Genomic DNA, 21,931 nt, shown 5'->3' with positions numbered 1-21,931 from the left:
CAATCCATGCAGCCCACATCCAGCGTCGGCAGGAGATAAAGCCCCATGATCAAACCGCACGGTGCAGACACCCTGAAGCCCCTGTTTGTCTACGACCCCGAACAACACCATGCCCTGCTGAAAGAGGCGGAAAGCCTCCCCTCCGTGGTGATCAGCTCGGCGGCCGCCGGCAACGCCGTGATGATGGGAGGGGGCTATTTCACGCCCCTGACCGGCTTCATGAATGTCGCGGATGCGATGAACTGCGCGGAAAACATGCGGACCACCAGCGGTCTGTTTTTCCCGGTCCCGGTGGTGAACCTGCTGGAGAATGCCGACGCCATCCGCGGGGCCAAGCGAATCGCCCTGCGTGATCCCAACATGGAAGGGAACCCGGTGCTCGCCATCCAGGAAGTCGAGGCGATCGAAGAGTTCAGCGCCGAGCAGATGGAGACCATGACGCAGAAGGTCTACGGCACAACCGACATGGAGCACCCCGGGGTGGCCGCCTTCAACAGCGTGGGTCGCGTCTGCGTGTCGGGCCCCATTCAGGTGCTCCACTTCTCCTATTTCCAGGATGACTTCCCCGATACCTTCCGTACGGCGGTCGAGATCCGCAACGAGATTGCGGAACGCGGCTGGAACAAGGTCGTGGCCTTCCAGACCCGCAACCCGATGCACCGCGCTCACGAGGAGCTGTGCCGCATGGCACTGGATCAGCTGGGCGCCGATGGTCTGGTGATCCACATGCTGCTGGGCAAGCTGAAGCCCGGCGATATCCCGGCCCCCGTGCGCGACGCCGCCATTCGCAAGATGGCCGAGATCTACTTCCCCCCGAACACCGTAATGATCACCGGGTACGGCTTCGACATGCTCTATGCGGGGCCGCGCGAGGCCGTGCTCCATGCGCTGTTCCGACAGAACATGGGTGCCACCCACTTCATCATCGGGCGCGACCACGCCGGCGTTGGGGACTACTACGGACCATTCGACGCCCAGACCATCTTCGACACGGAGGTCCCGAGCGACGCGCTGGAGATCGAGATCTTCCGGGCGGATCACACCGCCTTCTCGAAGAAGCTCGGCCGCGTGGTGATGATGTGTGATGCACCCGATCACACGAAGGAGGACTTCGTACTCCTGTCCGGCACCAAGGTTCGCGAGATGCTGGGCCGCGGCGAGGCACCCCCGCCCGAGTTTTCCCGCCCGGAGGTGGCCGAGATCCTGATGGACTACTACCAGAGCATCAATCAGTAACCGCGTTCGACCGAGCCAAAGCCCGGAAACAAAAAAGGTGGCGGGGTCTCCCGCCACCTTTTTGCGTTCAGTAGGTCTTCGACAACGCCGCCTGGATTTCGGCGAAGGTCCGTGCAACATCGAATGTCTGCACCGACACGCCCAGCTGGCGGCCAATCTGCGTGGCCGAGAACATGCCCCGGATGCGGGTCTCGCCGGTCGCCGGGTCCGTCTGCCCGACGAGCGCATGCTGGCGCCCCCAGTCCTTCAGGGTGGCGATGATGTCGCCAACGTCCGCCTGCATCACCCGCTGCATGTCCAGAAGATCCACGTCATCCAGGGGCGCCATCAGGTCACGTACCCGAAGGTCCTCGTGCCGCAGACCGCGCTCGTTCACCATCTGGATCGGGCGCTCCCCCTGCGTATCGCGAGCCGTAATCAACCCGCGCACCTGACGCGCGTCGTCGACCACGATCAGCAACCGCACACCCCTGGCAATCATCTGCTCCGTCGCCTGACCGAGGGTCGCGTCGGGACCGATCGTGGCCACCGGCACTCGGCGGAAGTCGGTCAGCACACACAACGCGGAGGAGGCCAGCGTAACCCGCGGTTCCTCGTCGGTTACCTGCTGAAGCCCGGTTCCGGGAGCTGCCTTGCTCGATGGCAGGGGCTTGTGCGGGAATTCTGCGGTCATCGCGTTTCTCCATCCAGGGTGGGAACCTAGACGATGCCCTGAGATGGGCGCGCTGACAAGCGGGTTCTGCCGGACCGGATCGGTGGGGGCGAATCCACGCCACGGGGCCACCGAGGGCCTCGAGGGGTCACTCGATTCCGACGGCGGTCTCTTCCGGCGTTGGCCGGATCTCGAACGACATGCGGTCGAGATCCCCCAGCGCCCAGGTCGCCTCGGGCGCGCCGAGACCGGCGACCGTGCCGGGATTCACAACCCAGGTGGAGCCATTCTGCACGTGCGGCTGCTGACGGATCTCGGTCTCGTGGCTGTGGCCGCAGCAGACCAGATCGTAGTCACCGGTGCAGGCCATCGCGTGGGCGTAGTGGGGGTAGTGCGTGACGAAGATGCGCCGCCCACCCAGAGTGATCGTGGCATCCAGCCCGTAGTAGTGCAGCAGGCCGTTGGACTGGTGGGCAATGCGCGAGATCGCGACCGGGTCCCCCAGGTTGTTGCCATGCACCGCGTGGATCGGCACACCCAGCTTCAGTGACGCCCGCAGCGTATTGCCGCCGATCACGTCGCCGCAATGGATGACCGCCTCGGCGCCTTCGGCAATGCCGGCCTCGATCGCGCGGGCCAGCATCGGGCCGCGGTCATGGCTGTCGGAAACAATGCATACCTTCATTGGATTCGCGGGCCTCTGCTGTCAGGTTCCTGGCCCGAGACGATAACACTGCCGCACCCATCCCCGCGTTCAGCCCCGATCCAGGCCGCCCAATCGATACGCAAATCGCGCCCGAAATGCCTTGTGGTGGACCCCCCGGAACTGCATAGTGGGGGTAACCCCGGGCGGCAGAGAGGGGGACGCAAGTATATCGTAATTGTCTAAACTATCAAGGCGTTAACGATCTATGGCACAGACCCCGTCGCACGAAATCAAGAACACCACCTGTTACATGTGCGCCTGCCGTTGCGGCATCCGGGTGCACCTGCGTGACGGGGAGGTGCGCTACATTGATGGCAACCCCGAGCACCCGATCAACGAGGGCGTGATCTGCGCCAAGGGCGCCTCCGGGATCATGAAGCAGCACTCGCCGGCGCGGCTCACCCAGCCCCTGCGGCGCAAGCCCGGTGCCGAGCGTGGCGACGGCGAGTTCGAGCCGATCTCCTGGGAGGAGACCTTCGAGATCCTCGCCGAGCGCCTCGGGCACATTCGCGAGACCGACCCGAAACGCTTTGCGCTGTTTACCGGACGCGACCAGATGCAGGCCCTGACCGGTTTGTTCGCCAAGCAGTTCGGCACCCCCAACTACGCGGCGCACGGCGGCTTCTGCTCGGTGAACATGGCCGCCGGCATGATCTACACCATCGGCGGCTCGTTCTGGGAGTTCGGCGGCCCCGACCTGGAACGCTCCAAGCTGTTCGTGATGATTGGCACCGCGGAGGACCACCACTCCAACCCGCTGAAGGTGGCAATCTCCAAGTTCAAGCGCCAGGGCGGGCGCTTTATCTCCATCAACCCGGTGCGCACCGGCTACTCCGCGATCGCCGACGAGTGGGTCCCGATCCGTCCGGGGACCGACGGCGCCCTGCTGCTGGCACTGATCCACGAGATTATCAACAAGGGCCTGTACGACCGCGACTTCCTGGTGCGCTACAGCAATGCCGGCCAGCTGGTGAACATGGACGAGGACCAGGACGAGTTCGGCATGTTCCTGCGCACCGAGGACCCGCCGGAAGAGGGCTGCTACGACGCGCAGAACCAGCTCTGGTGGGATCGCAAGACCGGTCGCCCGGTGCCCACCCACACCCCGGGCGCCGACCCCTTCCTGCTCGGAGAGTTCACGCTTGACGACGGGACCCGCGCGAAGCCCTCGTTCCAACTGCTGCAGGACCGGGTTGCGGAGTACACCCCGGAATGGGCCGAGCGTGTCACCGGCATAGCGGCCAAGGATATCCGCCGCCTGGCCCACGAGATGGGCGTGACCGCGCGCGACCAGCGCATCGAACTGCCGATCGCCTGGACCGATTCCTGGGGCGTGGAGCACGAGTCGGTGACCGGCAACCCGGTCTCCTTCCATGCGATGCGCGGGCTGGCCGCACACTCGAACGGCTTCCACACCATCCGTTCGCTGTCGATCCTGATGTCGCTGCTGGGCACAATCGACCGCCCCGGCGGGTTCCGCCACAAGGCCCCGTTCCCGCGTCCGATCCCGCCCTGCGCCCGCACGCCGAAGGGGCCGGAGGGCGTGCAGCCCGGCAAGCCGCTGGACGGCATGGTGCTCGGCTGGCCGGCCAGCCCGGACGACCTGTTCGTGGACGACAAGGGCGAGCCGGTGCGGCTCGACAAGGCCTTCTCCTGGGAGTACCCGCTGGCCGTGCACGGCATGATGCACAACGCGATCACCAATGCCTGGCGCGGCGACCCCTACCCGATCGACACCCTGCTGATCTTCATGGCCAACATGGCGTGGAACTCGACCATGAACACGGAGGAGGTCCGCAAGATGTTGAACGACAAGGACGACAACGGGGAGTACAAGATCCCGTTCCTGGTCGTGGCGGATGCCTTCCAGTCCGAGATGACCGCGTTTGCCGACCTGGTGCTGCCGGATACCACCTATCTGGAACGCCACGACGTGATGTCGATGCTGGATCGCCCGATCTCCGAGTTCACCGGGCCGGTGGACTCGGTCCGCATCCCGGTGGTGCCACCGAAGGGCGAATGCAAGCCCTTCCAGGATGTACTGATCGAGCTCGGGTCGCGCCTGAAACTGCCGGCCTTCGTGAACGAGAAGGGCGATCGCAAATTCCGCGACTACCCGGACTTCGTCATCAACTACGAGACCGAGCCGGGCTCCGGCATCGGCTTCCTGGCCGGCTGGCGCGGCAAGGGCGGTGAAAAGTCCCTGCGGGGCGAGCCGAACCCCAATCAGTGGGAGATGTACGCCAAGAACAACTGCGTCTTCCAGTACGAACTGCCCCGCAGCTACCAGTACATGCGCAACTGGAACAAGGGGTATCTGGAGTGGTCGCAGCGCAACCGCATCACGCGCTATGGCGAGCCCGTGCTGATCCACCTCTACTCCGAGGTGCTGATGAAGTTCCGCGCCGCCGCCCAGGGCAAGGGGACCACGCGCAAGGTGCCGGCGCACCTCGCCAAGCGCGTCGAGACCTTTTTCGACCCGCTGCCCTTCTATTACGACCCGCTGGAACACCAGTCCACGGACAAGCACACCTATCCGCTGGCTGCGGTGACCCAGCGGCCGATGGCGATGTACCACTCCTGGGACTCGCAGAACGCCTGGCTGCGCCAGATCCACGCTCACAACCTGCTGTACGTGAACGCGCGCACCGCGCGCGCCGCCGGCATCGAGGACGAGGACTGGATTTGGGTGGAAAGCCAGTGGGGCCGGGTACGCTGCATGGCCAAATACTCCGAGGCGGTGGAACCCGGAACGGTCTGGACCTGGAATGCGATCGGCAAGGCCGCGGGGGCCTGGAACCTGACTCCGGGCGCCAACGAGTCCCGCAAGGGCTTCCTGCTGAACCACCTGATCTCCGAGGAGCTGCCGGGACATGACGGCCCGATCTCCAACTCCGATCCGGTGACCGGTCAGGCGGCCTGGTATGACGTCCGCGTACGAATCTACAAGGCCGAAGAAGGGGAGCCGCAGGAGACCTCTCCCCAGTTCAAGCCGCTCAAACCGTATCCCGGCCAGTCCACACGGGCACGTGTTTTGAACTTCTTTGCAGGCCTGGGGAAACGCTGAGCAATGTACACACTCGCGTTGGCACCCCAGGGTTTCCGAGGCAAGGCGCGGTGCGCAGCCGGTAGTGGTGCTACCGGCCCGTTGTTGTCTGATTCGGGCCGCAACGCAGGATCGGAAAACCTGGGGCACCAACCCCACAAACCATTGAAAAGCAGGGGCTCGGCCGCTTTTGCCTGCGCACGGCGTTGCGGCTCCCTTGTGCAGAGTGACTGCACGGCAGTCGCCGCGCCTTGTTCGCACGCAAAAGCGACTCGAGCGCGAGTGCGCACATTGTGCAGCGTTCCCCCAGGAGGCAAGAAATGACCCAACTCGCCCTCGTCATCGATCTCAACGTCTGCGTGGGTTGCCACGCCTGCGTAACCAGCTGCAAGGAATGGAACACCTCCGGCGATGCCGGCCCCCTGGTCGACCAGAATCCCTACGACGCGGACCCCACCGGCACCTTCTTCAATCGGGTGCAGAGCTTCGAGGTGGGTGAATACCCGAACACCGAGACGGTGCACTTTCCGAAGTCCTGCCTGCATTGCGAGGAGCCGCCCTGCGTGCCGGTGTGTCCGACCGGGGCCTCCTACAAGCGCGAGTCGGACGGCATCGTGCTGGTCGACTACGACAAATGCATCGGCTGCAAGTACTGCTCCTGGGCCTGCCCCTACGGCGTGCGCGAGGTGGATGCCGAACGCAAGGTGATGACCAAGTGCACCCTGTGCGTGGACCGCATCTACAACGAGGAGCTGCCGGAATGGGACCGCAAGCCGGCCTGCGTGCGGGCCTGCCCGACCAATGCGCGGCTCTACGGTGATATCCATGACCCCGAGTCGGTCGTCTCCAAGGCCATCCGCGAGGCCGGTGGTTACCAGCTGATGCCGGAATGGGGGACCAAGCCGGCCAACCACTACCTGCCACGACGCAAGACCCAGCTCACCATCCGCGAGGACGAGGTCGAACGCGCGGACAACCCGCTGAAGATCGACAGTCAGTTGCCGAAGCCCGGGCAGGACGAACCCTCGCTCGACGACGTCACCAGCTGGTAAACAGGGACGAAGACACTATGCATCCAGCCTTCTCGGTCATTTTTCTCACCACCCTGATTGGCGCCGGCCAGGGCCTGTTCCTCGGCCTGTTCGGTGCCGAGGCACTGAGCCTGCTGGGCGTGCTGCCGCCCCCGGGTTCGGACTTCCTGGCTCTGGGCTCCGCGCTTGCGCTGGTCTTCCTGGTGCTGGGGCTGATCGCCTCGTTCTTCCACCTGGGACGGCCGGAACGCGCCTGGCGCACCGCCACCAAGTGGCGCACCTCGTGGCTCTCGCGCGAGGTGATCGTGCTCCCGGCGTTCATGGGCGTGGTGTTCCTGTACGGCGCGGCCCATGCGTTCGGGTTCAATCCGCCCCTGGGTACGCTGGCCGGGGACATACCCGTGCTGCTGACCGTCGTGCTTGGAGCCATCGGGGCACTGCTGGCCATCGTGCTGTATGTGACCACCGCGATGATCTACGCCTGCATCAAGTTCCTGCAGGAATGGCACTCCCCGCTGACCGTGGTGAACTACACCGTGCTGGGGGCCGCCAACGGCTTTACCCTGGCGGCCGCTTATGCGGCCTGGGCCGGTGTCCCGCTGGTCGCCTTCCTGGCGACAGTCGCGATCGTCCTGACGGTTCTGGGACTGGGTACCCGCAGCGCGTCGCTGGTGCGCAACTCCCGCATCAAGTCGAAATCGACGTTGCAAACCGCGATTGGGGTGAAGCACCCGAAGATCCAGCAAAAGTCCCAGGGCTTCATGGGCGGCTCATTCAATACGCGGGAGTTCTTCCACCACATGTCGGCGGCGTTCCTGCGCGGCATGAAGTGGATCTTCCTGCTGGGTGCGTTCGTGGTCCCGGCGATCCTGCTGCTGGTCGTACTGGTCACCCGCATCGACCCGGTCAACCTGCTGATCGCCGCGTTCGTGATCCAGTATCTGGGCATGGTCGCCGAGCGCTGGTTCTTCTTCGCCCAGGCGAACCATCCGCAGAACATCTACTACCAGTCGGTGGCCTGAGTACCACCGGGGGCGGTTCTTCCGCCCCCGGTCCGTCACGGTTCCGGGCACACCCGAGCCGGCCCGGTCAGGCTGCAGGCCAGCCCTCGGTCGCTATCCCCTCGCCCAGATCCACATCTATCAGGCGGCGACGCACCTCCAGCAGCTTTTCCAGCAGGGCCGGTTCGACACGCTCGTAGGCCTCCGCATCCGGTACCCGGTTGACCACCACCCCCAGCAGCTCGGTAATCGCGTTGCCGATCGAGTTCTGGCTGATCGTGACGATCAGGCGACCCTCGTCGTTGCGGTAGATCAGCTGCTTGAAGGCCGGCTGCCAGCGGATCGCATGGGCGTACTTGGCATCGGTGAAGCAGCGGTCTCGCACCTTCTTCGCGGTCTTCAGGAAATCGTTGTTGAACAGCAGGACCTCCTCCACGGCATCGGGGAAGTGCGTCCCCTCGGGCATCGGCGCATTGCGGGTGGAGACCTGCGAGAAGAAGGTCCGGTAGAAGTCCAGAAAGCCCTGCAGCACCGCGTCGTATTCCCGCCAGAAGCGGATGTCCTTCAGCGCCTCGACCCCACCCTGGATCTCCCAGCTCGGGAGGCCGTGCGGGTAGCCGGTCAGCCCCAGGCGGGCCTGGTGGTCCGGCGCCGGCCGGAGGATCTGAAGATCCAGGGCCCGAGTGAAAAAGGCCCGGTAGACGTCGCGCATGTAGGCCTGAAACAGGCTGTGCTGGCCGCCATCGGTCAGGTTGGGGTTGCCGGGATCCGCCAGCGGCGCATCGGCCAGGGTCGCCATCGGAAAGACGATGAAATGGTTGTGCAGCATGCGGATGCTGGGCACGCCCGGCGCGGTGAGCGGCCAGGTCGCATCCAGGCTGGCCTCGCCCGCCAGCACCAGGGCCTCGGCCGGGTCCGGGTACTGTTCCAGCATGTACTCGATGATCACCCCGTTCATCCGGTTCCAGACATGCCGTACCGGCTCCGGCACCTGGGTGCGCCGTACCGGACGCCCCATCGGGTCGAGGATGGTCTGCGAGGTGTTGTAGATGATGGAGCAGTCGAACTCATTGCTGTGTCCCAGCGCCTTGCGGTAGAGCAGGAGGTTCTCCGGATTGACCAGCAGGCCGTTGTTATTCACCAGGTCGGCGAGGTTCTCGGTGCTGTTGAAGAACTCGTTGGGTTTCATGCCCTCCGGGATGTCCAGGGGGATAGGCCGAAACGGCGTGGTGATCTCGCGGGGGCCGGCTTGCATAACGGTGGATGACTCCTTGCAGGGGGCGGGTGTCACGTAAGGATGGGCAGGGTTGTACCGACAACCACAACCCCTGTACTGTAACTTGCGCGGCTCGGGAGTGTCTGCCGCGACCATAGCACAACCACCCACTCCTCATAGGAGCGAGAGCATGCGACTGATTCTGTTGGGGGCGCCCGGCGCCGGCAAGGGCACTCAGGCCCAGTACATCTGCGAGAAGTACAACATCCCGCAGATCTCCACCGGCGATATGCTGCGTGCAGCCGTCAAGGCAGGCACCCCACTGGGTCTGAAGGCCAAAGAGGTCATGGATGCAGGCGGCCTGGTCTCCGACGACATCATCCTGGGTCTGGTGAAGGAACGCGTGGAGCAGCCCGACTGCTGCGACACCGGCTTCCTGTTCGACGGCTTCCCGCGCACCATCCCGCAGGCCGAGGCCCTGAAGGAGCAGAACGTGCCGCTCGACTTTGTCGTGGAGGTGGACGTCCCCGACGAAGAGGTGATCCGCCGCATGAGCGGACGGCGGGTGCATCCCGGCTCCGGGCGCACCTACCACGTCGAATTCAACCCGCCGAAGGTCGAGGGCAAGGATGACGTGACGGGCGAGGATCTGATCCAGCGCGAAGACGACAACGAGGAAACCGTGCGCAAGCGTCTGGAGGCCTATCACAGCCAGACGCGCCCGCTGGTGGACTTCTACTCGAAGTGGGCGGAGAGCGACGACCCCGACGCGCCGAAATATGTCCACATCAAGGGAACCGGATCGGTGGAAGACATCCGCGACCAGATCTTCAAGGCCCTCGGATAGCAAAGGCCCGCCCGGCGTACCGGGCGGGCCTTTGTCAGGGGATCAAAACCCCTGCACTTGGCCCCTGGCCCCGGACACGGGACCAGGGGCCTTTTTCTAGCGACCGAGCACCTTGGTCACCTTGTTCTTGCGCAGACGATAGGCATCCGGCATGCCCGAGCCCAGCAACGGGCGCAGATACATGCGGAAGGCATCCGTGACATCGGTGCCCGAGTCATCGATGAATTCGTCCGGCATCACCTTGGTCTTGCCCGCAACGGCCTCCAGCGGGACGTACTCGTAGTCCACCGAGTAAAAGCCGGTGCGCTTGATCGCGACCGAGCCGTCGCGGCCCTCCCACATCGCGAACTGCACGGCCTTCTCGCCCACCTCGCGGGCCTCGCGCTGATCGACATCGGAGACACAGCCAATAAAGGCACGCTGGAGATAGCCGAAGGTATCGCCGCGCACGCGCTTGACCCCCAGCTTGCTGCGGATCTCGTCGCAAAGCATATCGGCCAGTGCCCCGGTACCGGAGAGCTGCACGTTGCCGTGGGCATCCTTCTCCACGTCCTTGGCCAGCTTGGTCGCGATCGGTTCGCCGTCCGCGTCGTGGATGCCCTCGCTGACCGCGATCACGCAGCGGCCATGACGGTCCATGGTCGCCTTGACGTCCGACAGGAAGCGGTCGACCTCGAAAACCCGTTCGGGCACATAGATCAGATGCGGTCCGTCGTCCGGGAACTTCTTCCCGAGGGCGGAGGCCGCGGTCAGGAATCCGGCATGGCGGCCCATGACGACCGCCAGATAGATCCCCGGGAGGGCATAGTTGTCGAGGTTGGCTCCAATAAAGGCCTGGGCCACGAAGCGCGCGGCCGAGGGGAAGCCCGGCGTGTGGTCGTTTTCCACCAGGTCATTGTCGATCGTCTTCGGGATGTGCACGCAGCGCATCGGGTAGTTGGCCTTGCGCGCTTCCTCGCTGACGATCCGTACCGTGTCGGAGGAGTCGTTGCCGCCGATATAGAAGAAGTAGGTGATCCCGTGGGCCTTCAGGACCTTGAAGATCTCCTTGCAGTAGTCGAGGTCCGGCTTGTCCCGCGTGGATCCCAGTGCCGAGGAGGGCGTCCGTGCGACCATCTCCAGGTTATGGGTGGTCTCCTGGGTCAGGTCCAGGAATTCCTCGTCGATGATCCCGCGCACCCCGTGGAAGGCCCCGTAGACGAGCTCGACATCGGTAAATTTCCGGGCTTCGAGCACCGCGCCCACCATGGATTGATTGATTACCGCCGTCGGGCCTCCACCCTGGGCGATCAGAACCTTGGCCATCTTCGTCCTCCTTCTGCGACTTTAAGTACGTTCCAACCGTGAATCGGCCGCGCAACGACCGGGCATCTCAGTGACATAAGGCCCGAAGATAGCAAATTCCGCACTCTACGCACGGAAACGTTTAATTGTATTATCAAAGACTTATTGACTGGGGAGGACCCACGGGTGCAACGGCACCACCAACCCGATGGGTCGGGGGTACCGGCTCGCAGGCCAGGGGAGGAAGTCGGGGGAACTCAGTCGCGCAAATGCTGGTTCACAAAGCGCGTGACCCGGATCATCGCGTCACGCGAGGCCAGATCGTCGGCGAAGGTGCGGTTGCCGCCGTTGCGAAAATCGAAGCCGCGGCCAACGCCTGGATATTCGATCCAGGTCACATCACCGCCGCGGCTCTCCAGGCCGTCCGCCGCCATCTTCGCGGTCCGGTGGCGCTGATACTGCTCGTCCTCGCCGATCAGGATCATCATCGGGATCTCGAGCTGATTGACCTCGTTGGCGTAGCGATACACCTGGTGCGGCTCGCCGAGGTTCGGGTCCTGCAGGTGCGGGTAGTAACCGGCCCAGCAGGCGACGTCCTCGACCTGGCGCTCGTAGGTCACGGCGACCTTCAGCGTCTTGTAGCCCCCGCGCGTGATGGAAACCAGGCAGGCCCGGTCGCCGACGATGTCGTCGCGCTCGAGCAGGACATCCAGCCCCTGGTTCAGGTCGCCCTCCAGTTCGTAGTCATGATCCAGCGGATGCGTCTCCATGAAGCGGCCGGTGTACAGGTCCGGCGCCATCACCACGAAGCCGCGCGCGGCCAGACGCTTCACGTGCAGGATCGCCAGATCGTCCAGCCCGCGCCGGCCATGGGCCCAGAGGATCGCGGGATAGGCCTCGCCATCGGCGGGGCGCGCGACCAGCGCCGGGATGTCCACGCCGTCGCGCTCATACTCGAATCGCTCGATCTCGACCTCGTGATTCTCGAGGTCCGAATACAGCACGCCGTCCTCCCACCAGTCGTCATCCCACCACCAGTTGTCGGAACCGGTGGGTTCGTCCGCGGCGAGCGGCGCGACGAGGAGGCTGGCGGTGGCCAGCAGGCAGAACGATCGCAAAGCAGAAAACATGAATCCCGAACCCCTTTTCCTGAAGCCGCGTGGACGGCCCAACCGGGGGTCCCGCAGCCGTGAGCCACGCCTTCGAGCTTAGAGCAAAGCACGGCGTCATGCCCAGCGCATCAGCCGCTAGATCCCGTCCGGAAAACCGAGCTGGCGCCAGGCCTCGTAGACCACCACCGCCACCGCGTTGGAGAGATTCAGGCTGCGGCTGTCGGGCTGCATGGGCAGACGCAGTCGCTGTTCGGGAGGCAGTGCGTCGAGTACCGCTTGGGGCAGGCCGCGGGTCTCCGGGCCAAACAACAGCGCATCACCGGACTGGAACCCAGCCTGATCGTAACGGGCCTGCCCGCGCGTGGTCAGGGCGAGCACGCGTTGCGGCCGGGTCGATTCCCGCCACTGGTCGAGGCTGTCATACTCTTGCACCCGGGCCAGCTCGTGATAGTCGAGCCCGGCGCGGCGCGCCCGGGCGCTGTCCAGCTCGAAGCCGAGCGGATGGATCAGGTGCAGCGCCGCCCCGGTGTTGGCCGCCAGACGAATAATATTGCCCGTGTTCGGCGGGATTTCCGGTTCATAAAGGACGATGTGAAGCATGAGTGATTCGCGCACCGATCCGCGGCTGGCCGTTGATTTCTGCGGGCTGCATTTGAACACGCCCCTGGTGCTGCTGTCCGGCTGCGTCGGCTTTGGCGAGGAATACACCCGGGTCGCGGGGTTCTCCAATCGCGACGCGGGTGCGATCTGCCTGAAGGGGACCACCGGCCAGGCGCGACTGGGTAATCCGCCGCACCGCGTCTACGAGACCCCGGACGGCATGCTGAACGCAATCGGGCTGCAGAACCCGGGCGTCGACCGGGTGGTGGACGAGATCCTGCCCGCGCTCGATTTCGAGGAGACGCGCTTTTTCGCCAACGTCTCCGGCTCCACGATCGAGGAGTACATCGAGGTCACCCGGCGTTTCGACGACTCGCCGATCGATGCCATCGAGATCAATATCTCCTGTCCCAACGTGAAAGAGGGCGGCGTGGCCTTCGGCAACGACCCGGAGATGTCCGCGCGCGTGGTCGAGGCCTGCCGTTCGGTGACCTCCAAGCCGCTGATCACCAAGCTCTCGCCCAACCAGACCAACATTGCCGAAAACGCCCGCCGTTGCATCGACGCCGGGACCGACGGCTTTGCGGTCATCAATACCCTGATGGGGATGGCCGTCGACGTGGAAAGCCGCCGTGCGGTGATCGGTAACAACCAGGGCGGACTCTCCGGCCCGGCGATCAAGCCGATTGCGCTGCTGAAGGTGCAGCAGGTCTATCAGGTGGCCGCGCCGCACAACATCCCGATCATCGGCCAGGGCGGCGTGCTGACCGCGCGCGACGCCCTGGAATTCCTGATCGCCGGCGCCAGCACCGTGGGTGTCGGGACCGGGCTGTTCTACGATCCGCTGTGCCTGCCGAAGATCCTGGACGGCATCCGCGACTACATGGATCGCCACGGCATCCAGCAGGTCAGCGAGCTGACCGGGAGCCTGCAGCTCAACAGCGCGATCTCCGCCTGCGCCGCCCCGGCCCCGGAAGACCCGACGACCTGACCCGCCCTACTCGTCGTCGATGCCCAGTTCCTGAATCTTGCGGGTCAAGGTGTTGCGGCCCCAGCCCAGCAGGGCGGCGGCCTGCTGACGGTGCCCACCGGTCACATTCAGCGCCTCGCGGATGACCGTGCGCTCCAGTTGTGGCAGGACCCGCCCGAGCAGATCACGCTCACCTTGTTGCCAGTGCTGCCGGGCCACCTGGGCCAGCTCGCTGGTCCAGTCCCGCGGCGTGGCCATCTGCGCGTCCGGCAGGCCCCCATGGGCCTCCATGGGCGGGGCCTCTTGATGCAGCTCGGTCGGCAGGTCATCCAGATGCACCTCGCGCCCCGATGCCATGACCGTCAACCAGCGACAGGTGTTCTCCAGCTGGCGCACATTGCCCGGCCAGGGCAAGCGCTGCAGCTCGCGCACCACCTCCGGCCGCATGGTCTTTGCCTCCACGCCCAATTCACGCGCCACCTCGGCCATGAAGTGCTGCACCAGCAGCGGGATATCCTCCGGGCGCTCGCGCAGTGACGGTACATGGATGCGGATCACGTTCAGGCGATGGAACAGATCCTCGCGGAACAGCCCGGCGCGCACGCGCTCCTCGAGGTCCTGGTGGGTGGCGGCGATGATACGGACATCGACGCGGATCGGGGTGTGCCCACCGACACGATAGAAGGTTCCGTCCGCCAGCACCCGCAGCAGACGCGTCTGCAGGTCGAACGGCATGTCGCCGATCTCGTCGAGGAACAACGTGCCGCCATCGGCCTGTTCGAAGCGGCCCTTGCGGCTCTGGCTGGCACCGGTGAAGGCACCACGTTCATGGCCAAACAGCTCACTCTCCAGCAGGTCCTTCGGAATCGCGGCGGTGTTCAGCGCGATCAATGGTCGATCGGCCCTCGGGCTGTGCTGGTGCAAGGCCCGCGCGACCAGCTCCTTGCCGGTGCCGGACTCGCCGTTGATCAGCACGGTGATGTTGCTGCGCGACAGGCGCCCGATCGCGCGGAACATCTCCTGCATCGCCGGCGCCTCGCCAATGATGGGGGTGTCCTCGATCCTGGTGCCACCCTCGGCGTTTTGTTGTGCGGTCGCACGCGCCTCGAGTGCACGCTGGACCAGGGCCACGGCGTCGTCGACATCGAACGGCTTGGGCAGATACTCGAAGGCCCCGGTCTGGTAGGCCCCGACCGCGCTTTCGAGATCCGAAAACGCCGTCATGATGATGACCGGTGGAGGATCCGGGCGGGTCTGCATCCGGGCGAGAAAATCGAGGCCGTTCAGCCCCGGCATGCGGATGTCGGCCACCACCGTATCCGGGGCCTCGTCGGTCTCCAGCGCAGCCCAGGCCGCGTCGGCCGTCTCGAATCCGCGCACCTGGATACCGGCACGCTGCAGGGCGCGGTCCAGCACCCAGCGGATCGAGTCGTCGTCATCAATGATCCAGACGATGGGGTCCATCAGTTGCCGGCCTCCTTGGCATTTTGGGGTTCGATCGGCAGCAGGATGTCGAACGAGGTACTGCCCGGTCGTGAACGGCATTCGATGAGCCCGTTGTGCAACTGGATCAGGCTCTGGGCGATCGGCAGGCCCAGCCCGGTGCCGGCGGCGCGGCCGGTGACCATCGGGAAGAAGATGCGCTCACGGATCTCCTCCGGGATGCCCGGGCCGTTGTCGCGCACGCTCAGGCGCGCCACCAGTCGGTGGCGGTGGCCAGAAATGGTGTACTGGCGCAGGACGCGCGAGACGAGCGTGATCTCGCCGCCCTCGCTCAATGCCTGCACCGCGTTCTGCACCAGATTCAGGATGGCCTGCACCAGCATGTCGCGGTCGGCCTGCACCTCAGGGATGCTCGGGTCGTAGTCACCGCGGATCTTCAGACCCAACGGCAACTGCACACTCACCAGGCCGCGCACGTGCTCCAGCACCTCGTGGAGGTTTACGGCCTCGAGGCGGGGCAGGTTGTTCGGCCCGAGCATGCGATCCACCAGGCTGCGCAGCCGGTCCGCCTCGCGAATGATGATGCCGGTATATTCCTTCAGCCCGTCGTCATCCAGTTCGCTGGCCAACAGCTGCGCCGCGCCGCGCAGGCCACCGAGCGGGTTCTTGATCTCGTGGGCCAGCCCGCGGGTCACCGCACGTGTGATGGCCTGCTGCTTCTGCAGCTGTTCCTCGCGACTGATCCGTTCGTGGCGATCGATGGCGTTGAGTTCAAACAAGAGCTGTGACGCTCGACTATCTTCACCGCGCAGGGGCGTGATGGTGATGTCCGCGAGGAACGGCTCGGCGCGCAGGGGCTCCATCTGTCGGGCGCGCAGGGTGATCGGCTGATCGAGCGACAACACCGACCGCAGCCGATTCGACAGGCTGCGGTCGAGCCTGAGCCACTGCCCCAGTCCGTGGCCAACGATACGCTCGCGGCTGAGCCCCAGCAGGACTTCGGCCGCACTGTTCAGGCTCACCAGGCGCAGCTCGCCATCCGTCACCAGCACGGCAGTAGACAGGTCATCCCACCAGGGCCATGGAGCTGGGGCGGGCTTGGCGACAGGATTGTTCATCAACGGGCCTCAAGCAGGAATCGCGCCAAACAGGGGCACCGCACGGGGTGGATCATCCTCGGGCCAGAAAGCGCCCAGGCGCGTTTGGCATGATGGCAATCGCAAAGCTCCGCCCCATTATAGTGCAAAAAAGGCACTATAATGGGGCGGTATACGCACGGAGTTGGTGCGACCGGCTAGTTCTGCGGGATCTGCGGGACCTGGGGCTGGGGTGCGCGCGGGGCTTGTGGGGCCCGAGGGGCCTGCGGGGCCCCACCCTCGGGGAACTGCTGTGGGCGCTGTTGCTGCTGCTGTTCCCGCGGAATCGCGATGCGCAGCACGTTGAACTGGATGGTGTCGCTGCTGACGACCTCCTGCCCGGCGTCGTCCTCTACCCGCGCCTGGAGGCTGTATTCACCGCGGTTGAGCCCCTCGAAGGTAATGCTGCGGTCGGTGCTGTCACCCGCCTCCTCGCCGTTCAGCAGCCAGACGATGCGGTGTCCGGCCTCGGCGTCCAGCGCCGGTTCCAGCGCGATCTCGGCGGTGACATTGCCGTCATTGGCGCGCACGCCGGAACCGTCCTCGGGTTGCGTAATTGCGATGCGCTCGTAGCCGCTGGCACCGGCCTCCTCCTGCTGGGGCCGTACCGGGCGTTCGAGGATCTCGCGGGCACCCTCAAGCGGCACCCCGCGCATGGGCTCGCGCACATTGACCGACTCGCTGGCGCGACCCTCTGGCGGGCGGTCACCAAAGTGCACATTGCCCTGATCATCGGTCCAGCGATAGATCTCGGCCTGGGCCAGCGCCGGGAGACAAAACGCGATTAGTAACAGCACCCAGACCTTGTTCATCGTCGATCTCCTTGGGTCGAGACCCCAGCGCCACCTACGCGGCGCGCACCCACATGCTCTGCACACGGGCGGCGTGCCCCTGCAGCGCAACAAGCCGCTCCCGCTCGGACTCGCCCGCCGCACCCGATTCGCGCCGGGCGATCCAGTCCTCCAGCGCCGCCAGACGCAGCAACGTCGGTGCGGCCCCGCGCTCGATCGCGGCCAACGGGCGTTTGGCATGGTATCCCGCCAGCAACGCGCGGTACGCATCGCCACGGATCTCGCCCGCCTCGTCCACTGCGAGCGCCAGCGCGATGCGCGCGAGCTGCCAGAAAGCGGGCACCGGCGCCGGGGGCATCACCAGATCCGCGAGCCCCGCCCCATCGGGGTAAACCCGCACCGAGTGCCAATAGCTCCCGGCCAGCGGCAGATCCTCGAAACGATAGAGGCTCTGGTGGTGAAGCTCGGCATCCAGCATCTCGCGCTCGCCGGCCGACAGCGTCTGGCCCAGGGAGTCGGCGCGTTCACGCAGTAGCTGCTGCAGTACGCCGCGGCGATAGCCCGTGGCCTCCGGCATCGCACCCGCCGGGTGCAGGGCCTGCCAGCTCGCGGCCCGCTCACCCAGGGCCTCGAGGCTTCCGGGGCCCTCGGCCGACAGGGATTCGCGCAATGCCTGGCCTCGATCCAGCAAAAGAATCCGCGCCCCGTCGGCATCGGCCGTGACCAGCGGGCTGATGCCCGCACCCTTCAGGGCCGCTTCGATACCGGAGGCGGCATCCGCCGGAAGACGCAGGCACTGCACGGGCTGACCCGCCAGCAAGGCCTCGCCCTCGCGAAACTCGATGCTCATCCCGCAGGCCTCGGCACAGGCCTGGAGGTCGTGTTCGTTCATCACCATTGGAAAATCACCCAAGACGGCGGTACGAAATCGGGTTCCAGCTCGCGCTGGCGGCGATCGAGCAGGCCGTCACCGGTGCTGTCGATCAGGTAGTAGGAAGGACCGACTGCGGGTGTCACCTCGACCATCACGAGCTGCCCGCCCACGCGGTACTCGCGCCGGGTCTCACCATCGCGCTCGATGATCACGATGTCGGCCTCTTCCAGTCCGCGCTGCTCGCGGGCGCGCTCGTCCAGCACCGGTGGTGCGGGGTCGACCTCCGCCTCGTCCGGCATCTCGGGCGGCGGCGGAGCATCGTCCCACTCGCGCTCCTGCTGGGCAAAGGCCAGGGCCGGCGCGAGGAACAGACCGGCCAGGATGGCGGCGGGGTAACGGGTGGGTTTAGCGGCCATGCTCACAGCTCCATCATGCGTTTCTTTTCTTCCGCGGAAGGCTCGAAGCTGCGCGCCTCGTAGTGCTCGAAGATCACGTCCACCACGTCTTCCGGGGCATCCACCAACGAGTATAGCTGCAGGTCCTCGGCGTCGATGGTGCCTTCGGACACAAGAGTGTCCTCGAACCAGTGCAGCAGCCCCTTCCAGAACTCGGAGCCGACCAGCACGATCGGGATGCGCCGGGTCTTGCCGGTCTGCACCAGCGTCAGGATCTCCGCCAGTTCGTCCAGCGTGCCAAAACCGCCCGGCAGGACCACATAGGCGGACGCGTACTTCACGAACATCACCTTGCGCGAGAAAAAGTGGCGAAACCCAAGGCCGATGTCCTGATAGGGGTTGGCGCTTTGTTCGTGGGGGAGCTGGATATTCAGGCCGATGCTGGGCGAGCGCCCGGCGAAGGCGCCCTTGTTGGCCGCCTCCATGATGCCCGGGCCACCGCCACTGACCACCGCGAAGCCGGCATCCGACAACTGACGGGCGACCTCTTCGGCCAGCAGGTAATGCGGATGCCCCGGCGGGAAGCGCGCGGAGCCAAAGATGCTCACAGATGGCTTGATATGCGCCAGGCGCTCGAAGCCCTCCACGAACTCCGCCATGATCTGGAAGATCTTCCAGCTTTCGCGGGTCAGGGCGGAGTCGTCAATCGGGCGCAGGCCGGGGTGTTCGGCGCGTTCGCGGTCGTTCATGCGGCGGGTTCCTCGTGTCGAAGGCCAAGCGTAACGGCCGCCCCGGGTCGGTACAAATGGTCGCGGCCTGAGACGGGGCTGTAGAATGGCGCGCACCTTCCGAACGGATGCCGCATTGATGTCACAAGCCCCCCTTGTCCTGGTCGACGGCTCGTCGTATCTGTTCCGGGCCTTCCATGCCTTGCCGCCGCTGACCGCGCCGGATGGCGCCCCGACCGGGGCGATGATTGGTGTGGCGAACATGCTGCGCAAGCTGCGCGCGGACTACGGCCCGGAGCACATGGCGGTGGTGTTCGACGCCAAGGGCAAGACCTTCCGCGACGACATCTATCCGGAATACAAGGCCACCCGCCCGCCGATGCCGGAAGAGCTCGCGGCCCAGATCGAACCGTTGCACGAACTGGTGCGGGCGATGGGCCTGCCGCTTTTGTGCGTCGAGGGCGTGGAGGCCGACGACGTGATTGCGACGCTCGCCGACCAGTCGGCCCGCGCCGGGCACGACGTGGTGATCTCCACCGGCGACAAGGATCTCGCGCAACTGGTGAATGACCGCATCACGCTGGTCAACACCATGAGCGGGGTCACGCTGGACCGCGAGGGCGTGCAGGAGAAGTTCGGCGTGACCCCGGAGCAGATCGTCGACTACCTCGCACTGATGGGCGACAGCGTCGACAACATCCCGGGCGTGGACAAGGTCGGCCCGAAGACCGCAGCCAAGTGGATCGCGAAGTACGGCGACCTCGACACCATCCTGGAACAGGCCGACGACATCGGCGGCAAGATCGGCGAGAACCTGCGCGCCGCAGCCGAGCGCCTGCCCACCTCGCGCGAACTGATCACGGTCAAGCGCGATGTCGAGCTGGACGTCGGCCCCGACGACCTCGCCATCCAGGAACCGGACCATGAGCGCCTGCTGGAGATGGTGCGGCGCTACGGCTTCACCCGCTGGCGCGCGGAACTGGAGGGCGGCGAGGCCGGGGCCGCCGGCGACAACCCTGACAACGGGGGCAATCCGGGCCCGTCGCAGGCGAAGGGCGACTACCGGACGCTGCGCGAGGCGGCCGAACTGGCCGAGCTGCTGGAACGCCTGGACCAGGCCGAGCGCGTCGCCTTCGATACCGAGACCACCAGCCTGGATGCCATGCGCGCCGAGATCGTCGGCATGTCCTTCGCCTTCGAGCCGGGCACCGCGTACTACCTGCCGCTGGCCCACACCGGACCGGATGCCGATCCGCAACTGCCGCGCGCGGAGACGCTCGAACGCCTGAAGCCGTGGCTGGAGTCGGAGCGCCACGGCAAGCTGGGGCATCACCTGAAGTACGACCGCAACGTGCTGGGTAATCACGGCATCACCCTGCGCGGCATCGTCGACGACACCCTGCTGGAGTCGTTCTGCCTGGACGCCGGCGCCAACCGCCACGACCTCGACTCCCTGGCCGAACGCCACCTGGACTACAAGACCACGCATTACGAGGACGTGGCCGGCAAGGGGGCGAAGCAGATCCCGTTCGCCGAGGTGGATATCGGCATCGCCACCGATTACGCCGGCGAGGATGCCGACATCTGCCTGCAGTTGGATGCGGTGTTCCAGCCACGCCTGCAGGAGGCCACAGGCCCCGCGTTTGTCTACCGCGAGATCGAGATGCCGCTGGTCCCGGTGCTGGCGGATATCGAGCGCGTCGGCGTGAAGGTGGACCCGGACCTGCTCGGCGAACAGAGCCAGGAGCTGCTGGCCGAGATGGAGCGCATCGAGCGCGAGGCCTTCGAAGAGGCCGGCGGCGAGTTCAACCTCGGGTCGCCCAAGCAGATCCAGGAGATCCTGTTCGAGCGCCTGGGCCTGCCCGTGCTGCGGCGCACCCCCAAGGGTCAGCCCTCCACCGCCGAGGACGTGCTGGAGCAGATGGCGGACGACTACGCCCTGCCGCGCCTGATCCTCGAGCACCGCGGCCTGTCCAAGCTGCGCAGCACCTACACCGAGACCCTTCCCCGGCGCATCCACCCGGAGACCGGGCGGGTGCACACCTCCTATCACCAGGCGGGGGCGGCCACCGGGCGGCTGTCGTCGTCGGAGCCAAACCTGCAGAACATCCCGGTGCGCACCGAGGCCGGCCGGCGCATCCGCCGCGCGTTCATTGCGGATGAGGGCCACCAGCTGCTGGCGGCGGATTATTCGCAGATCGAACTGCGCATCATGGCCCACCTGTCGCAGGACGCGGGCCTGCTCAAGGCCTTCGCCGAGGGCCAGGACATCCACCGCGCAACCGCCGCCGAGGTCTTCGGGCTGGACCCGGAGCAGGTCTCCGGCGAGCAGCGCCGCGCGGCCAAGGCGATCAATTTCGGCCTGATCTACGGCATGTCCGCCTGGGGGCTGGCGCGCAACCTCGGCATCGAGCAGGGCGAGGCGCGCGAGTACATCGATCGCTACTTCAGCCGCTATCCCGGGGTACACGACTATATGGAACGCGCACGCGCCTCCGGGCGCGAGAACGGCTATGTCGAGACCCTGTTCGGCCGCCGCCTGTACCTGCCGGAGATCAACAGCCGCAACGGGGCACGGCGCCAGCAGTCCGAGCGCGTCGCCATCAACGCCCCGATGCAGGGTACCGCCGCCGACATCATCAAGCGCGCGATGGTGCGGGTCGCGAACGACCTCGAAGCGGCAAAGATCGATGCCCGCATGATCATGCAGGTCCACGACGAACTGGTGTTCGAGGTGGCCGATGCGGCGGTAGAGGACCTGACCACCCACGTGCGCCAGGCCATGAGCGGGGCCGCCGATCTCGACGTCGAGCTGGTCGTGGACGTCGGCGTCGGCGCCAACTGGGACGACGCCCACTAGCCC

19 protein-coding genes are annotated in these 21,931 nt (G+C 65.8%); 7 read left to right on the top strand and 12 right to left on the bottom strand.

Features of this window, described 5'->3' with window-relative positions; all coding sequences use genetic code 11:
• The first annotated feature begins 45 nt into the window (after positions 1–45).
• Positions 46–1,236 (top strand): sulfate adenylyltransferase, encoded by a 1,191-nt coding sequence (gene sat / locus F813_RS0103730; RefSeq protein ID WP_017925622.1) that lies wholly within the window; start codon positions 46–48, stop codon positions 1,234–1,236.
• A 67-nt stretch (positions 1,237–1,303) separates the two neighbouring features.
• Here sat and F813_RS0103725 read toward each other — a convergent pair whose 3' ends face one another.
• Both F813_RS0103725 and F813_RS0103720 read right to left on the bottom strand, forming a co-directional pair.
• Complete coding sequence (locus F813_RS0103725) at positions 1,304–1,909, bottom strand: CBS domain-containing protein (RefSeq protein WP_012981477.1); 606 nt, start codon at positions 1,907–1,909, stop codon at positions 1,304–1,306.
• Positions 1,910–2,036: 127 nt separating this feature from the next.
• On the bottom strand, positions 2,037–2,573 hold the full coding sequence (locus F813_RS0103720; protein ID WP_017925621.1) for a metallophosphoesterase family protein: 537 nt from the start codon (positions 2,571–2,573) through the stop codon (positions 2,037–2,039).
• A gap of 226 nt (positions 2,574–2,799) precedes the next feature.
• Between F813_RS0103720 and F813_RS0103715 the strand changes: the two genes are divergently transcribed.
• The 3 genes from F813_RS0103715 (at position 2,800) to F813_RS0103705 (ending at position 7,693) form a co-directional block, all read left to right on the top strand.
• Positions 2,800–5,661, top strand: a complete 2,862-nt coding sequence (locus F813_RS0103715) for a molybdopterin oxidoreductase family protein (RefSeq protein ID WP_017925620.1) — start codon at positions 2,800–2,802, stop codon at positions 5,659–5,661.
• A gap of 299 nt (positions 5,662–5,960) precedes the next feature.
• The gene (locus tag F813_RS0103710) at positions 5,961–6,692 is read left to right on the top strand and encodes a 4Fe-4S dicluster domain-containing protein (protein WP_017925619.1); all 732 of its coding nucleotides are present in this window, start codon (positions 5,961–5,963) and stop codon (positions 6,690–6,692) included.
• A 17-nt stretch (positions 6,693–6,709) separates the two neighbouring features.
• Positions 6,710–7,693, top strand: a complete 984-nt coding sequence (locus F813_RS0103705) for a DmsC/YnfH family molybdoenzyme membrane anchor subunit (protein ID WP_017925618.1) — start codon at positions 6,710–6,712, stop codon at positions 7,691–7,693.
• Between the two features lie 67 nt (positions 7,694–7,760).
• Here the strand turns inward: F813_RS0103705 and F813_RS0103700 are convergent, their stop codons facing one another.
• Positions 7,761–8,927: a hypothetical protein gene (locus F813_RS0103700; RefSeq protein ID WP_017925617.1), complete on the bottom strand. Its 1,167-nt coding sequence runs from the start codon at positions 8,925–8,927 to the stop codon at positions 7,761–7,763.
• A gap of 151 nt (positions 8,928–9,078) precedes the next feature.
• On the opposite strand from F813_RS0103700, the gene adk reads away from it, so the two are divergent.
• A complete protein-coding gene (gene adk / locus F813_RS0103695) occupies positions 9,079–9,735 on the top strand; it encodes an adenylate kinase (protein WP_017925616.1) in 657 nt (218 codons plus the stop codon).
• Between the two features lie 96 nt (positions 9,736–9,831).
• On the opposite strand, the gene F813_RS0103690 is transcribed toward adk, so the two are convergent.
• From F813_RS0103690 to F813_RS0103680, 3 genes are all read right to left on the bottom strand, one after another.
• Positions 9,832–11,040, bottom strand: coding sequence for a 6-phosphofructokinase (locus F813_RS0103690; protein WP_017925615.1), 1,209 nt, complete (start codon positions 11,038–11,040; stop codon positions 9,832–9,834).
• A gap of 236 nt (positions 11,041–11,276) precedes the next feature.
• Positions 11,277–12,149, bottom strand: coding sequence for a dienelactone hydrolase family protein (locus F813_RS0103685; RefSeq protein ID WP_026148126.1), 873 nt, complete (start codon positions 12,147–12,149; stop codon positions 11,277–11,279).
• Positions 12,150–12,266: 117 nt separating this feature from the next.
• Positions 12,267–12,731 (bottom strand): tRNA (cytidine(34)-2'-O)-methyltransferase, encoded by a 465-nt coding sequence (locus tag F813_RS0103680; RefSeq protein WP_017925613.1) that lies wholly within the window; start codon positions 12,729–12,731, stop codon positions 12,267–12,269.
• On the opposite strand from F813_RS0103680, the gene F813_RS0103675 reads away from it, so the two are divergent.
• Positions 12,730–13,722 (top strand): dihydroorotate dehydrogenase, encoded by a 993-nt coding sequence (locus F813_RS0103675; RefSeq protein ID WP_017925612.1) that lies wholly within the window; start codon positions 12,730–12,732, stop codon positions 13,720–13,722. The two genes, F813_RS0103680 and F813_RS0103675, sit on opposite strands and share 2 nt — an antisense overlap.
• 6 nt (positions 13,723–13,728) lie before the next feature.
• Here F813_RS0103675 and ntrC read toward each other — a convergent pair whose 3' ends face one another.
• From ntrC to F813_RS0103645, 6 genes are all read right to left on the bottom strand, one after another.
• The gene (gene ntrC / locus F813_RS0103670) at positions 13,729–15,165 is read right to left on the bottom strand and encodes a nitrogen regulation protein NR(I) (protein ID WP_017925611.1); all 1,437 of its coding nucleotides are present in this window, start codon (positions 15,163–15,165) and stop codon (positions 13,729–13,731) included.
• On the bottom strand, positions 15,165–16,262 hold the full coding sequence (gene glnL, locus F813_RS0103665) for a nitrogen regulation protein NR(II) (protein ID WP_038059954.1): 1,098 nt from the start codon (positions 16,260–16,262) through the stop codon (positions 15,165–15,167). Before glnL ends, ntrC begins: the two co-directional genes overlap by 1 nt.
• A gap of 176 nt (positions 16,263–16,438) precedes the next feature.
• A complete protein-coding gene (locus F813_RS0103660) occupies positions 16,439–17,092 on the bottom strand; it encodes a DUF4124 domain-containing protein (RefSeq protein WP_017925609.1) in 654 nt (217 codons plus the stop codon).
• A 34-nt stretch (positions 17,093–17,126) separates the two neighbouring features.
• Positions 17,127–17,963 (bottom strand): hypothetical protein, encoded by an 837-nt coding sequence (locus tag F813_RS0103655; RefSeq protein ID WP_026148125.1) that lies wholly within the window; start codon positions 17,961–17,963, stop codon positions 17,127–17,129.
• Positions 17,963–18,361: a DUF2782 domain-containing protein gene (locus tag F813_RS0103650; protein ID WP_017925607.1), complete on the bottom strand. Its 399-nt coding sequence runs from the start codon at positions 18,359–18,361 to the stop codon at positions 17,963–17,965. The genes F813_RS0103655 and F813_RS0103650 overlap by 1 nt, the downstream gene beginning before the upstream one ends.
• A gap of 2 nt (positions 18,362–18,363) precedes the next feature.
• Positions 18,364–19,089, bottom strand: a complete 726-nt coding sequence (locus F813_RS0103645; RefSeq protein WP_017925606.1) for a TIGR00730 family Rossman fold protein — start codon at positions 19,087–19,089, stop codon at positions 18,364–18,366.
• A 118-nt stretch (positions 19,090–19,207) separates the two neighbouring features.
• Between F813_RS0103645 and polA the strand changes: the two genes are divergently transcribed.
• A complete protein-coding gene (gene polA / locus F813_RS0103640; RefSeq protein WP_017925605.1) occupies positions 19,208–21,928 on the top strand; it encodes a DNA polymerase I in 2,721 nt (906 codons plus the stop codon).
• Positions 21,929–21,931 lie beyond the last annotated feature (3 nt).

The organism is Thioalkalivibrio sp. HL-Eb18 (assembly GCF_000364985.1).
Lineage (GTDB): Bacteria > Pseudomonadota > Gammaproteobacteria > Ectothiorhodospirales > Ectothiorhodospiraceae > Thioalkalivibrio.
This window is presented reverse-complemented; position numbering and strand designations above follow the sequence as displayed.

Excerpts from the sequence above, each read along its gene's own strand:
- sat (WP_017925622.1), top strand. The coding sequence starts at position 46 with ATGATCAAACCGCACGGTGCAGACACCCTGAAGCCCCTGTTTGTCTAC.
- F813_RS0103725 (WP_012981477.1), bottom strand. The coding sequence starts at position 1,909 with ATGACCGCAGAATTCCCGCACAAGCCCCTGCCATCGAGCAAGGCAGCT.
- F813_RS0103720 (WP_017925621.1), bottom strand. The coding sequence starts at position 2,573 with ATGAAGGTATGCATTGTTTCCGACAGCCATGACCGCGGCCCGATGCTG.
- F813_RS0103715 (WP_017925620.1), top strand. The coding sequence starts at position 2,800 with ATGGCACAGACCCCGTCGCACGAAATCAAGAACACCACCTGTTACATG.
- F813_RS0103710 (WP_017925619.1), top strand. The coding sequence starts at position 5,961 with ATGACCCAACTCGCCCTCGTCATCGATCTCAACGTCTGCGTGGGTTGC.
- F813_RS0103705 (WP_017925618.1), top strand. The coding sequence starts at position 6,710 with ATGCATCCAGCCTTCTCGGTCATTTTTCTCACCACCCTGATTGGCGCC.
- F813_RS0103700 (WP_017925617.1), bottom strand. The coding sequence starts at position 8,927 with ATGCAAGCCGGCCCCCGCGAGATCACCACGCCGTTTCGGCCTATCCCC.
- adk (WP_017925616.1), top strand. The coding sequence starts at position 9,079 with ATGCGACTGATTCTGTTGGGGGCGCCCGGCGCCGGCAAGGGCACTCAG.
- F813_RS0103690 (WP_017925615.1), bottom strand. The coding sequence starts at position 11,040 with ATGGCCAAGGTTCTGATCGCCCAGGGTGGAGGCCCGACGGCGGTAATC.
- F813_RS0103685 (WP_026148126.1), bottom strand. The coding sequence starts at position 12,149 with ATGTTTTCTGCTTTGCGATCGTTCTGCCTGCTGGCCACCGCCAGCCTC.
- F813_RS0103675 (WP_017925612.1), top strand. The coding sequence starts at position 12,730 with ATGAGTGATTCGCGCACCGATCCGCGGCTGGCCGTTGATTTCTGCGGG.
- F813_RS0103680 (WP_017925613.1), bottom strand. The coding sequence starts at position 12,731 with ATGCTTCACATCGTCCTTTATGAACCGGAAATCCCGCCGAACACGGGC.
- ntrC (WP_017925611.1), bottom strand. The coding sequence starts at position 15,165 with ATGGACCCCATCGTCTGGATCATTGATGACGACGACTCGATCCGCTGG.
- glnL (WP_038059954.1), bottom strand. The coding sequence starts at position 16,262 with ATGAACAATCCTGTCGCCAAGCCCGCCCCAGCTCCATGGCCCTGGTGG.
- F813_RS0103660 (WP_017925609.1), bottom strand. The coding sequence starts at position 17,092 with ATGAACAAGGTCTGGGTGCTGTTACTAATCGCGTTTTGTCTCCCGGCG.
- F813_RS0103655 (WP_026148125.1), bottom strand. The coding sequence starts at position 17,963 with ATGAACGAACACGACCTCCAGGCCTGTGCCGAGGCCTGCGGGATGAGC.
- F813_RS0103650 (WP_017925607.1), bottom strand. The coding sequence starts at position 18,361 with ATGGCCGCTAAACCCACCCGTTACCCCGCCGCCATCCTGGCCGGTCTG.
- F813_RS0103645 (WP_017925606.1), bottom strand. The coding sequence starts at position 19,089 with ATGAACGACCGCGAACGCGCCGAACACCCCGGCCTGCGCCCGATTGAC.
- polA (WP_017925605.1), top strand. The coding sequence starts at position 19,208 with ATGTCACAAGCCCCCCTTGTCCTGGTCGACGGCTCGTCGTATCTGTTC.